We start from the raw sequence: 12,917 nt of genomic DNA on the forward strand, positions 1-12,917 counted from the left end.
CTGATGGGAGAAGTCCGCTCATGAGTGCCGCGCTGTCCGCCGCTTCCGCCGCCCCGACGCCGACCAAGGCCGCCCGCGCCGCCTTCGACTGGGCCGATCCGCTCGATCTCGACGGCCAGCTCACCGAAGAGGAGCGCCTCGTTCGCGATACGGCGCGGGACTATGCACAGGAAAAGCTGCTGCCGCGCGTGACCTCCGCCTATATGGAGGAGCGTTTCGACCGCGAGATCATGACCGAGATGGGCGAGCTTGGCCTGCTCGGGCCGACCATCCCCGAGGAATATGGTGGGGCCGGCCTCGGCTATGTGTCCTACGGGCTGGTGGCGCGCGAGGTGGAGCGGGTCGATTCGGGCTATCGCTCGGCGATGAGCGTGCAGTCCTCGCTGGTCATGCACCCGATCAACGCCTTCGGCAGCGTGGCGCAGAAGAAGAAGTTCCTGCCGAGGCTGGCCACCGGCGAATGGGTCGGCTGCTTCGGCCTGACCGAGCCGGATGCGGGCTCCGACCCGTCGGGCATGCGCACCCGCGCCGAGAAGATCGACGGCGGCTATCGCCTGTCCGGCACCAAAATGTGGATCACCAATTCGCCGATCGCCGATGTCGCGGTGGTGTGGGCAAAGTCGGCAGCGCATGACGGCGAGATTCGCGGCTTTCTGGTCGAGCGCGGCATGAAGGGTTTCACCACCCCGAAGATCGAGGGCAAGCTCTCCTTGCGCGCCTCCGTCACCGGCGAGATCGTGCTGGATGGCGTCGAGCTCCCCGAGGAGAACCTGCTGCCCGACGCCTCCGGGCTCAAGGGGCCGTTCAGTTGCCTCAACCGCGCGCGCTTCGGCATCGGCTGGGGCACGATGGGCGCGGCGGAAGCCTGCTATGCGGCGGCGCGCGGCTATACGCTGGAGCGCAAGCAGTTCGGCAAGCCGCTGGCGGCGACGCAGCTGATCCAGAAGAAGCTGGCGGACATGGCGACCGAGATTACCCTCGGCCTGCAACTGGCGCTTCAGGCGGGGCGGCTGTTCGATGCCGGCCGGCTGCCGGTCGAGACCATCTCCATGCTCAAGCGCAATAATTGCGGCAAGGCGCTGGAGATTGCCCGCCTCGCCCGCGACATGCATGGCGGCAATGGCATTTCGTCGGAATATCCGGTGATGCGCCACATGGTGAATCTGGAGACGGTGAACACCTATGAGGGCACGCACGACATTCACGCGCTGATCCTCGGCCGGGCGATCACCGGCCATCAGGCGTTTTTCTGAGCCGCGTCAGCCCAAAAAGGGGAACTCGGCATCCGCTTCGAAGGCGGCGGTGAAGGCCGCCACCCGACGGTCGATGCGGATGTCGGAGGCGCGCAGCGGGCGGGCGAGCGACAGCCCTTCCAGCGAGCGGGCACGCGAGAGCGCGACATAGGCCTGACCGGCGGCGAAGGCGCCGCTGTCGAAGTCGATCCGCGCATCGTCCAGCGTCAGGCCCTGCGCCTTGTGGACGGTGACCGCCCAGGCGGGCACCAGCGGGATCTGCGTGTAGGTGCCGACCACCTTGGCCTCGACCTTGCCGGTGACCTCGCTCCAGTCGTAGCGGATGCGCTCCCAGGAGGTGCGCTCGATCTCGACCACGCCGGCGCCGTCGAGCCGCACGAAGGCGCTGTTGGGGGTGAGGCCGATCACCGTGCCGACCGAGCCGTTGACCCATTGCCGCTCGGGATCGTTGCGCACCGCCATGACGCGCGCGCCGACCTTCAGCACCAGCAGTTCGGGGACGGGCAGGCGGTCATTGGCGAGGTCGAACTCGCCCTCGCTGCGCCCTTCATAGATGCGGCCGGCTTCGGTGAGCCCGTCGAGCCCCCGCCGGTTATAGGCGTCGACGCGCATATTGGTCGGGGCCAGCACCACCGGAATGGACCCGGCGCGGTGCTCGCGGAACGAGGCGGCGTTGATCGCGTCCACCGCGCGCCCGACCTGCCGCCCGCCGCGCAGATCGGCCAGATGGCCGACAAAGGCGTCGTCGGTCTGCCGGTAGACCTGGATGAAGGGCAGGCGGGTGATCTCCACCTCGCGCAGCACCCGCGCGTCGAAGGCGAAGGGGCCCTCATAGCCGAGATGGATCAGGATCTCGCGCTCCGCCTGCGGCACGACCGGCGGGAGCTGGAGGAAATCGCCGACCAGCACGACCTGCACGCCGCCGAACGGGCGGGGATCATTGCGGGCCATGCGCAGCGAGCGGTCGACCGCGTCCAGTACATCGGCGCGCACCATCGACACCTCGTCGATGACGAGGCGCTCCAGCTTCTTCATCAGCGTGCGCTTCTGCGGCCGGATCTTGATCTGGTCGGGGTCGATCAGCCGCGGCGGCAGGCCGAAGAAGGAATGGATGGTCTGGCCGCCGAGCTGGAGCGCGGCAACGCCGGTGGGAGCGAGGAAGGCCTGCTTGCTGCCGCCGCGCTTGCGCAGCGCCTGAAGGAAGGTGGTCTTGCCGGTGCCGGCCCCGCCGAGCACCATGACCAGAGGCGCCCCCTGGTCGATCAAGGCCAGCGGCCCCGCAAAGGCATCCTCCGGGATGGCGAGGCGGGTCGCGGGGCGAATCGTCGGGGTCGGATGGTCGCTCATGCCCGCAAGGAAGCACAGCCGGCGGCGCTGCGCGACGTCAGTGCAGCTTGATAAGGGCGAGGCCGAGCACGATCAGCCCCGCCGCCGCCAGTCGCGCCGGCCGCAGCGGCTCGTGCAGCACCACCACGGCGATCAGCGCGGCGAACATCACGCTGGATTCGCGCACCGCCGCGACGAGGCCGATGGGCGCCTTGGTCATCGCCCAGATGGTGATCCAGTAGGCCGAGAGCGACATGGCGCCGCCGAACAGGCCGGGCAGCAGGAAGCCGGTCGCCGGGCGCAGCGCGGCGGGGCCGAGGCGGATGAGGGCCACCACCAGCACGCACGGCCCTTCGAGCAGGAACAGCCAAGCCGAATAAAGATGCGGGCTGCCGGCATTGCGGGCGCCGAGACCGTCGATCAGCGAATAGATGGCGATGCTGAGCGCGCAGGCGGCGGCGAGCAGCAGGGCGCGCCCGTCGAACCCGCCGCCCTTGGGCCGCCAGGCGATGGCGAGCACGCCCAACGCCAGCACGACGACACCGAACACGCCCTGCGCGTCGATCGGTTCGCCGAGCAGCAGCAGCGAGAACAGCGTGGTGATGAGCGGCGAGCCGCCGCGCGCCAGCGGGTAGACGAAGCCCATATCGGCGAGCCGGTAGGCGCCCGTCAGGGTGAGGTAATAGACGAGATGGATGGCGATGGAAGCGGCGATCCACGGCCAGACATGGGCGGGTGGCGGGCCGACCCAGATCGCCGCCGGCAGGGCGATGGCGCTGCACGCGGCGGTGATCAGCACCACGGCGACCAGCGGATCGAGCCGGATCTTGAGAATGGCGTTCCAGCCCGCATGCATGGCGGCGGCGGCGATGACCGCCAGAAACACGCTGGGTTCCATGGACCTGCCGGAGAGTGCGAGACGCCCCGTCGTTAGCTGATTCACGCCGCCTTGCCGAGCTTTCGCTGAGCCGGCAAAAGGTTCTAGTGGATCTTGATCAGGGTCAGCCCGCCGACCACCAGCACCGCCGCGATTACCCGGTCGGCGCGCAGCGGCTCGCGCAGCAGCGTCACCGCCATGATGGCGCCGAACAGCACGCTGGATTCCCGCACTGCCGTCACCAGCCCGATCGGCGCCTTGGTCATCGCCCAGACCGAGAGCCAGTAGCTCACGAACAGCATGGCGCCGCCGAGCAATCCCCAGGGAAGGAAGGCCATCATCGGCCCGAGCACGGCCCGCCCCTTCCACGCCAGGACCAGAACCGCGATCACGACCGCATCGAAGACGAACAGCCAGGTGGTGTAGAGATTGGCCTGGCCGGTCAATCGCGCGGCGGTGCCGTCAATGACGGTGAAGGCGGTCACCGCCACGCCGGAGCCGAGCGCCAGCACGAGCGCCCGCCCTTCCAGGCTGTGGCCGAAGGCGTGGCGCGCCATGATCAGGATGCTCGACGCGAGCAGGAGGATACCGATCGTCCCGATCAGGCCGATCGGCTCGTGCAGGAACAGGATCGAGACCGCCGCCGTCATCAGCAGGGCGCTGCCGCGCGCCACCGGATAGGTCATGCCCAGATCGGCCCGCGTATAGGCGCCGATGAGGAAGGCGTAATAGGACAGGTGGCAGACCACCGAGGCGCCGATCCAGGGCAGCACGGTGGGGCCGGGCAGGCCGAACCACAGCGCGAAGGGCAGCGCCACGATGCCCCCGCAGATGCCGACCAGCACCAGCGCGCTGAACGGATCGAGCCGGATCTTGAGGATCACGTTCCACCCCGCCTGCATCACGGCAGAGAGGAGCACGACCAGGAATATGGAGAGTTCCATCGGGTGGCAGCGGGTCGCGGGGAAGGGACTACGATAATACCCTATCCCGCGCCCGCTGCCGAGCGATTACGCGGCGTCAGACCCCGAGCTGGGTGACGAACTTGGTGTTCACATAGGCTTCCATCGCCTCGGTGCCGCCTTCCGAACCGTAGCCGGAATCCTTCATGCCGCCGAAGGGCGTCTCGGGCAACGCCAGGCCGTGATGGTTGATCGAGACCATGCCGCTTTCCACCCGGCGGGCGAACTCGTCGGCGCGCGACCCGGAGGTGGTGTAGGCATAGGCGGCAAGGCCGAACGGCAGGCGGTTGGCCTCAGCGATCACCGCCTCCATGGAGGAGAACGGCATCACCGGCACGACCGGCCCGAAGGGCTCCTCATTGAGGATGCGGGCATCGGGGGAGAGGTCGGTCAGCACGGTGGGCTGGAAGAAATAGCCATTATTGCCGATGCGCTCGCCGCCGGTGCGCAGGGTCGCGCCCTTGGCCACGGCGTCGGCGGTCAGCGCCTCCATCGCCTCGACGCGGCGGGCATTGGCCAGCGGGCCCATGCGCACGCTCTCATCGAGGCCGTTGCCGACCTTCACGGTCTGCACCGCCTCGGTGAAGCCGTCGACGAAACGCTGATAGATGTCCTGATGCACGAGGAAGCGGGTCGGCGAGACGCAGACCTGACCGGCGTTGCGGAACTTGGCGCCGGACAGCAGCTTCACCGCCACCTCGACATCGGCATCCTCGAACACCACGGCCGGGGCATGGCCGCCGAGTTCCATGGTGACGCGCTTCATATGCGCGCCGGCGAGCGCGGCGAGCTGCTTGCCGACCACGGTGGAGCCGGTGAAGGAGATCTTCTTCACGATCGGGTGCGGGATCAGGTACTGCGAGATTTCCGCGGGCACGCCGAAGACGAGGTTGATCACGCCCTGGGGCAGGCCGGCATCCTCATAGGCCTTGACGAGGGCGGCACAGCTCGCCGGCGTCTCTTCCGGTCCCTTGAGGATCACCGCGCAGCCGGCGGCCAGCGCGGCGGAAACCTTGCGCACCGCCTGGTTGATCGGGAAGTTCCATGGCGTGAAGGCGGCGACGACGCCGACCGGCTCGCGATGCACGATCTGCTGGATGCCGGCGGCGCGCGCGGGGATCAGGCGGCCATACTGGCGGCGGCCTTCCTCGGCGAACCAGTCGATGATGTCGGCGGCGGCGAGGGTCTCGACGCGGGCTTCCGCGACCGGCTTGCCCTGCTCCATGGTCATGATGCGGGAGATGTCTTCCGCCCGCTCGCGCAGCAGCTCGGCGGCCTTGCGCATCAGCTTGTAGCGTTCATGCGGGGCGGTATGGCGCCAGGTGGCGAAGCCCTTTTCGGCGGCGATGAGCGCCGCGTCGAGGTCGGCGCGGCTCGCATGGGCGAGGGTGCCGATCACTTCCTCGGTCGCCGGATTGATGATGGGCTGCGTCGCCGGCGCCCCATCATGCCCGCTACCTCCCCGCCACTGACCGTCAATGAAAAGCTGGACGTCGGGATAGGAGACGGTGAGCATGGTCTGTCCTTTCGGCAGGGGGCCGGCCGGGCCGGCATCGGATGGATCACACCTAATGTTCCTGACCGCAATGTGAAAGGGGTGTGAGCGCGGGGCCGCTGGCGCATTCGCGCACAAGCGCACCCCTGCCGCAGCGGCACAAGCGCGGAACCCGGATGCGTCGGGGCCGTTACCGTCGGAGCAGCAGCAGCGAGCGGAACCAATGGCGACGGCGGATCGACTGCGTGAGGATATCGACCGGGGACGCACCGGCGACAAGGTGCCGTTCTCCGATCCGGCGGCGGCGCCGCTCGGCACCGATGACGAGGCCGCCGGCACGCCGCCGACCGCGGAACGGATCGAATTGGCACAGGCCACCGCGGCGCGCGCCAGTGGCAGGACCCCGCCGGGCGACACCGGCGAGAGGTCTCGTCCCTATAATGACCAGGCCCATGACAGCCATCCCGGCCAGATGCCGGGGGAACGGGTTGCCCGCACGCGCACCGGCAACCGCCGCGCCGCCTATCTGCTGGCCGGCGCGGTGGTGGTGACGGGCGCGCTGCTCGCCATCTGGGCCGCGCTCATGGCGTGAGGCCCCGCGCGAGCCGGCTCTCAGCGGCTCTCGCGCAGGATCTCGCGCTTGCCGGCATGGTTGGCCGGGCCGACGATGCCCTCGTTCTCCATCCGCTCCATGATCGAGGCGGCGCGGTTGTAGCCGATCTGGAGGCGGCGCTGGATGTAGGAGGTGGACGCCTTCTTGTCGCGCATCACCACGGCCACCGCCTGATCGTAGACCTCGCCCGGCTCGTCGCCCATGGCGGTCTTGTCGAACACCGCCGCATCGTCGGGGATCGGCTCGTCCTCTTCCTCGGCCGTGACCTCGTCGAGATATTCCGGCCGCGCCTGACACTTCAGGTGCTCGACCACGCGCTCGACTTCCTGATCGGATACGAACGGGCCGTGCACGCGCGAGATGCGCCCGCCGCCGGCCATATAGAGCATGTCGCCCTGACCCAGCAGCTGCTCGGCGCCCATTTCGCCAAGGATGGTGCGGCTGTCGATCTTCGAGGTGACCTGGAAGGAAATCCGGGTCGGGAAATTCGCCTTGATGGTGCCGGTGATGACGTCGACGCTCGGGCGCTGCGTCGCCATGATCAGGTGGATGCCGGCGGCGCGGGCCATCTGGGCAAGACGCTGGATGGCGCCTTCGATTTCCTTGCCGGCCACCATCATCAGGTCGGCCATCTCGTCGACCACGATGACGATATAGGGCAGGGGAGCGAGATCCATGATCTCCTCTTCCTCGATGATCTCCCCGGTCTCGCGATCGAAGCCCTTCTGCACCGTGCGGGTGATGATCTCGCCCTTGGCGGCCGCCTCCGCCACGCGGGCATTGAAGCCGTCAATGTTGCGCACGCCGAGGCGGCTCATCTTCTTGTAGCGGTCCTCCATCTCGCGCACCGCCCATTTCAGCGCGACGATCGCCTTCTTCGGGTCGGTGACGACGGGGGTCAGCAGATGCGGGATGCCCTCATAGACCGAGAGTTCCAGCATTTTCGGGTCGATCATGATGAGGCGGCACTGCTCGGGCCGGTGGCGGTAGAGCAGGGAGAGGATCATCGTGTTGATGGCGACCGACTTGCCCGAGCCGGTGGTGCCGGCGACCAGCAGATGCGGCATGCGGGCGAGATCGACGATCACCGGCTCGCCGCCAATGGTCTTGCCGAGCCCGATGCCGAGCTTGGCCTTGGCGGCCTCGAATTCATGGCTCGCCAGCATCTCGCGCAGCCACACCGTCTCGCGGCGCTGATTGGGCAGCTCGATGCCGATGACGTTGCGCCCTTCCACCACCGCGACGCGGGCGGAGATGGCGCTCATCGAGCGGGCGATATCGGCGGACAGACCGATGACGCGGCTCGACTTGATGCCGGGGGCCGGCTCCAGCTCATAGAGCGTGACGACCGGGCCGGGATTGGCGTCGATGATCTCGCCGCGCACGCCGAAATCATGCAGCACCTGCTGCAGCTTCACCGAATTGCGCTCGAGGAATTCCTCGGACAGCTCGTAATCCGGTTCGTTCTGTGGCGGCTCGGTCAGCAGGTCGAGCGGGGGAAGCTCATACTCGTCGCCCGGCAGGGCCGGGCGGGCCACAGCCACCGGGCGCGGAGCGGGAGCCGGGCGCAGGGCGGTGACGGGAGCCGGCGCGATGGGCGTCGGGGCGGGGATGATGTCGGCGACCACGGGCGCGGCAGCGGGTTCGGCCTCCGCGACGGGGGCGGGAGCCGGGACCAGGGCGAAGCTGGGCCAGGAGAAGGACACCTCGGTCGGCGCGACCGTGTAGCCGCCAAGGCTCGGCAGGGAAATGCCAAACTCCGGTCCGGCCGCCAGGGTGTCGGCGGCGAGGGGCTCGGGGCTCTCTGCATAGGCTGGCGCGTCTTCCTGCGGCGGCGCGTCGAAACCGGCCAGGTCGTCGTTCTGATCATCGCCCTCGTCGTCGTCATAGGGCAGCGCGGCGAAGGCTTCCGCCGCCGCCAGCCAGTCCTCGTCATCGTCCAGCCCGTCATCCTCAAGCAGCGCCGTATCCTGCTGCATCGCGTCGAACTGCACCGTGCCGAGCTGGGCGGTGTCCTGCTGCACGACGTCCTGATGAGCCGGCACGACCGGGGGCACGTCCCAGCCGAGCTGGATCATGCCGGCGATCTGGCGGATCGACGAGGGCGGTCCGGCCTCCACGGGCAGCGGCGCCGCCGTGAGATACACGCTCTGCGCCGGCGCGGCGGCGGGCGGCACATCAAGCGCGGGGGCGGGCGAAACGGACACCGGCTCGGTCGGAATCGACGCGGCCGGGATCGACGCGGCGGCGATAGCGACGGCGTCAGCCGCCTCGCGCAGCACGGTATCCTGCGCGGCCAGCGCCCGGCGGGCATCGGCGGCGATCAGCGGCTTGGTGGCGACGCCGAGCGGCGGCTTGCGCGGCGGCACGCGCAGCACGGGGGTCTGCGAGGGGCGCGGCGGCACCAGCGCGGTGCTGGACAAGGTGGCGCTCGCGAAGCTCGTGCCGTCGAAGGCGGGCTCGTCCGGCGTCGGCGCGGGCGTCTCGGCCACCGGCTTGCGCAGCAGGTAGTCCGGCGTTCGGGTGAAACGGGTGTTGGAGGGCAGCGTGAAGGGCTGTAGCCAGCTCGGCACCAGCACCCGGCCGGGCGTGCCGACCGGGGATGCCTTGCCGGCCTTGGCCCCCTTCGGCGCCGGCGGCGCGAAGACGGGCTTGGGATTCGCGCGCGAGACAAAGCGCGGCGCGCTCTCGCTCGCCTCGGAAGGCTTGGTCTCGTTCGAATCGGACGGACGCGCCGGGGTACGCATGGACGCCAGAACCTTTGCCGCTGATACCGGGGGGCACCGACCGCCGAGCGCGGTTGGCGCCCCTTCGGCCGTGCTCCATGGTTAGGAGCACAGCGTTAATGAAGGGTATGGAGCGGCGGGTTTTCCCCGGAGTGTGGCACGTATGTGTCAGCCGCCGGGGTCAGGCGAGGCCGAGCGTGGCGCGGATTTCCGGCGCCATCAGGTCATGCGTCTCGGGACGCTTCATCATGTAGCGGCCGAACACCGAACAGCGCGGTACCACGGAGAGGCCGCGCTCGCGCGCGCTGGCCAGGCCCGCCTCGACAAGGCGCGTGGCGATGCCGCGCCCGCCAAGCTCCGGCGGCACTTCCGTATGCGTGAAGATGATGTGGTCCGGCGCCAGAATATACTGGGCGACGGCGAGGTGGCCGTCCTGCTCGATCTCGAAACGGTCGGCGGCGCGGTTGTCACGAACGGGGATTTCGCCGTTGATGCTCATCTCTTGCTCCTTGGGGGCCGCTCCCTGTTATGTCGGGATGGTTTGGGGCGACCATGGGATATTGTCGACCAAAACGGCCGGCGAGTCGCCCCTCGCGCTGGCCCTGCAGGTGAATTTGTCGCGTCACGGCTTCCATCTAGAGCCGGAACGCGCCGTGGAAAGGCTCAGATGTCCGACATGACGACGATCGCTCACGGGAACGCTGCCCCGGCCAATCCCCGCGCGGCGCTGCTGGCGGCGCTCGCTTCCCGCCGCTCGGTGGCGGCGGCAGGGCTGGCCGAACCCGGCCCGAGCGCAGCCGACATCGAGACGCTGCTCACCCTTGCCGCCCGTGCGCCCGACCATGCGATGCTGACGCCCTGGCGCTTCATCCTGATCGAGGGCGAGGCGCGCGCCGCGCTGGGCGCCCGGCTGGCGCAGGCCTATCGCGCCGGCAACCCGCACATGGCGCCGGAGAAGCGGGAGAAGTTCGCCGGCATCATGTCCCGCCTGTTCCCGGCGCCGCTGGCGGTGGTGGTGGTCAGCCGCCCGGTCGAGGGCACCAGCATTCCGCCGTTCGAGCAGGAATTGTCCGCCGGCGCGGTGTGCATGAACCTGCTGCACGGCGCCCATGTGCTCGGCTATGCCGGCATCTGGGTGACAGGCTGGGCGGCGACCCATGACGCGGCGGTGCGCCTGCTCGGCGTGAGCGAGGGCGAGCGCGTCGCCGGAATCCTGCATGTCGGCACGGCCAAGGAGCCCCCGAGCGAGCGAGCGCGCCCGGATGTGGCGGCGCTCACCACGCGCTGGACGCCCCCGGCCGATTGACGTCCTAACGTCTCAGCTAGCCGTTGCCTCAGCTCGCGGCGGCCTCGGCTTCCGCCTGCTGCAGCAGGTCGTTGGCCGCGCGCGCCCGCGCGGTCGCCACCGCCGCGGCCGCGCCGCCATGCTCGGGCGCGGCGAGCGACTGCACGGCGACCGTGTTGTTGGCGAATTCGATGCCCTGCTCGGGGAGCTGGAAGATCATCCGCTTGATCGCCTCGCGCCGCACCACGGTCGGCTTGACCGGGCGCACGGTGAATTTGAAGCGCACGATCAGCGCGGTGTCGTCGATATCGGCAACGCCCTGCATCTTCAGCGGCATCAGGAACTCTTCCTTGAGTTCCGGGTCTTCCAGCATTTCGAGGCCGATCCGCTTCACCGTCTTGCGCAGCTTTTCCAGATCGGTGTTGCGGGCGAAGCGCAGGTTGAACTTCATCGTCGTCCAGTCGCGGCTGAAATTGGTCACCTGCCCGAGCTGGCCGAACGGGATGGTGTGGATCTGGCCGTTCTGGTGGCGCAGCTTCAGCGAGCGCAGGGTGAAGCCTTCCACCGTGCCTGTGGCCTTGCCACAATCGATGTACTCGCCGACCCGGAAGGCATCGTCCACCAGATAGAACACGCCCGAGACGATGTCCTTCACCAGCGTCTGGCTGCCGAAGGAGATAGCGAGGCCGATGATGGAGGCGCCGGCGATCAGCGGCACGACGTCGATGCCGAGCTGGCCGAGCATCGTCAGCCCGGCGAGGATGATGATGGCGAGCAGCAGGGTCACGCGCAGCAGCGGCATGAGCGTGCTCATCCGCGAGGCCGGGCCCTCATTGCCGTCCTCGGCGTCGAGGCCGGGCATGGTGGTGCTGCGCTTGCCGGCGTGCTTGCCGGTGACATAGATCACCGCCTGCCAGGCGCAATAGGCGCCGAGCAGGATCGCGCCGGCCGGCAGGGCGGCCCCGGCGATCGCGTTGTAGCGGCTGTTGTCCATCATGCCGATGCCATAGACCAGCCAGATGCGGATGGTGAGCGACATGGCGCCGAGCAGCACGGCCACGCGCACGCAGCGCATGATCGCCTCGACCAGCCGCTCGCGGCTTTCCGGCTTCCCGCCCGACGCGGTCTCGCTCCGCATCAGCCGGCAGACCTTGTCCATGAAGGATTCGATGACGATCAGCGCGATCAGCACGTCCAACGTCATCAGGATGGCGAGGTGGATGCCCTCCAGCGAGGTGAGCGCGCCATAGACCCGCGCCATGCCGAGCGCGAGGAAGAAGGGGATCGCCACCGCCAGCCACCAGCGCGCGGCGAGACCGGCCAGCGCCCCCGGCCGCCCGCTCTGGGTGAGGCCGTGCAGCCATTTGGCGACCGGCTCGCGAATATGCACCGAGGCGGCGATCAGCACGCTGGTGAGGATCATCGTGTTGATCAGCATGGCGCAGGCGACCACCAGCGGCGGCGACTGCATGCCTTCGAGGATGCGGCGAATATCCGCGAGCACAATGGCGATGAGGATCACCGCCGAGGCCCAGCGATAGATCCGGCGCGCATCATCGTCGCCAATATCGGCCAGCCGGGCCGGTGCCAGCTTCGGCCGGAGCGGAATGCGGAAGATCAGCAGATAGAGCCGCCAGTAGAACACGCTGGTGAGCACGAGATAGCCGAAGCGCGCCTGCGGCTCGCTGCCGGCGAACAGGCCGACGACGAAGCCGTGCGTCACCAGCCACATGCCGGTCAGCACCACCACGTCGAGGCCGATCAGCGCCGCCAGCGCCCAGATCGAGGCGGCGCCCTCGACGCGGCTCGCCAGATAGCGGCGGGGCCAGCGCAAAGCGAGCCGCAGCAACCCCTCCGTCGCCAGCGCCGCCGCGACGCAGGCGGCGAGCAGCAGGAGAAAGCGGTTCGGATCGCGCCCGCTATTGAGGTCCGGGCCGAGGATCATGGGAATGCGCACGGCTTGCTGGATCAGCGCCGGAAAATGCTCCAGCGCATCGTCGCCGCGCTCCACCACCTCGATGAAGACCTCGCTGAGCGGCTCCTCCATCTCCATGTCCATCATGGGCGGGGCGGCGGGGGGAGAAGCCGGCGCGGCTGCCGTCGCGGGCGTCGTTGTGCCGGCGGGCGCGGCCACCTGTTCTGCCTTCAGCCGCTCGGCCACGGCCTTGGAGAGGGCGTCGACCAGTTGATCGAACTGCTGCGGGCTGATCGGCAGCGGCGCCGTCGTGGGGATGGCGCTCTCCGCCGGCGCGGCGGTCTGGGCGCGCGCGGGCAGGCTCATCGCCGTCAGCAGAGAGAGCGCGAGCACGGTGGGCAGTAGGCGGAAACGCACGAGAACGCTCATGGGACGCGCCGCAACGGGCCACCGGAATGGCGGCCA

10 protein-coding genes are annotated in these 12,917 nt (G+C 69.0%); 3 read left to right on the forward strand and 7 right to left on the reverse strand.

From position 1 onward, the window contains the following. Positions 1 to 20: 20 nt before the first annotated feature. Positions 21 to 1,253, forward strand: a complete 1,233-nt coding sequence (locus tag KIP89_RS17395) for an acyl-CoA dehydrogenase (RefSeq protein ID WP_213756849.1) — start codon at positions 21 to 23, stop codon at positions 1,251 to 1,253. Positions 1,254 to 1,259: 6 nt separating this feature from the next. Here the strand turns inward: KIP89_RS17395 and KIP89_RS20065 are convergent, their stop codons facing one another. The 4 genes from KIP89_RS20065 to KIP89_RS17415 all read right to left on the reverse strand — a co-directional run bounded on the left by KIP89_RS20065 (position 1,260) and on the right by KIP89_RS17415 (position 5,934). Next, complete coding sequence (locus KIP89_RS20065; RefSeq protein WP_213756850.1) at positions 1,260 to 2,600, reverse strand: ATP-dependent DNA helicase; 1,341 nt, start codon at positions 2,598 to 2,600, stop codon at positions 1,260 to 1,262. A 37-nt stretch (positions 2,601 to 2,637) separates the two neighbouring features. Then, on the reverse strand, positions 2,638 to 3,477 hold the full coding sequence (locus tag KIP89_RS17405) for an EamA family transporter (protein ID WP_213756851.1): 840 nt from the start codon (positions 3,475 to 3,477) through the stop codon (positions 2,638 to 2,640). 83 nt (positions 3,478 to 3,560) lie between these two features. Beyond that, positions 3,561 to 4,400 carry an EamA family transporter gene (locus KIP89_RS17410; RefSeq protein WP_213756852.1) on the reverse strand — a complete coding sequence of 280 codons (840 nt, stop codon included), beginning with the start codon at positions 4,398 to 4,400 and terminating at the stop codon, positions 3,561 to 3,563. 76 nt (positions 4,401 to 4,476) lie between these two features. Continuing rightward, positions 4,477 to 5,934: an NAD-dependent succinate-semialdehyde dehydrogenase gene (locus tag KIP89_RS17415; protein WP_213756853.1), complete on the reverse strand. Its 1,458-nt coding sequence runs from the start codon at positions 5,932 to 5,934 to the stop codon at positions 4,477 to 4,479. Positions 5,935 to 6,136: 202 nt separating this feature from the next. Here KIP89_RS17415 and KIP89_RS17420 point away from each other — a divergent pair, with 202 nt between their 5' ends. After that, on the forward strand, positions 6,137 to 6,505 hold the full coding sequence (locus KIP89_RS17420; RefSeq protein ID WP_213756854.1) for a hypothetical protein: 369 nt from the start codon (positions 6,137 to 6,139) through the stop codon (positions 6,503 to 6,505). A gap of 20 nt (positions 6,506 to 6,525) precedes the next feature. Here KIP89_RS17420 and KIP89_RS17425 read toward each other — a convergent pair whose 3' ends face one another. Together KIP89_RS17425 and KIP89_RS17430 are read right to left on the reverse strand one after the other, a co-directional pair. Beyond that, positions 6,526 to 9,273, reverse strand: a complete 2,748-nt coding sequence (locus KIP89_RS17425) for a DNA translocase FtsK (RefSeq protein ID WP_213756855.1) — start codon at positions 9,271 to 9,273, stop codon at positions 6,526 to 6,528. Between the two features lie 160 nt (positions 9,274 to 9,433). Then, positions 9,434 to 9,751, reverse strand: coding sequence for a GNAT family N-acetyltransferase (locus KIP89_RS17430; protein ID WP_213756856.1), 318 nt, complete (start codon positions 9,749 to 9,751; stop codon positions 9,434 to 9,436). A 168-nt stretch (positions 9,752 to 9,919) separates the two neighbouring features. Here KIP89_RS17430 and KIP89_RS17435 point away from each other — a divergent pair, with 168 nt between their 5' ends. Continuing rightward, a complete protein-coding gene (locus tag KIP89_RS17435; protein ID WP_250152594.1) occupies positions 9,920 to 10,558 on the forward strand; it encodes a nitroreductase family protein in 639 nt (212 codons plus the stop codon). Positions 10,559 to 10,586: 28 nt separating this feature from the next. Here KIP89_RS17435 and KIP89_RS17440 read toward each other — a convergent pair whose 3' ends face one another. Beyond that, complete coding sequence (locus tag KIP89_RS17440; RefSeq protein WP_213756857.1) at positions 10,587 to 12,881, reverse strand: mechanosensitive ion channel family protein; 2,295 nt, start codon at positions 12,879 to 12,881, stop codon at positions 10,587 to 10,589. Positions 12,882 to 12,917: the final 36 nt, after the last annotated feature.

It is taken from the genome of Ancylobacter radicis, from assembly GCF_018449475.1.
Lineage (GTDB): Bacteria > Pseudomonadota > Alphaproteobacteria > Rhizobiales > Xanthobacteraceae > Ancylobacter > Ancylobacter radicis.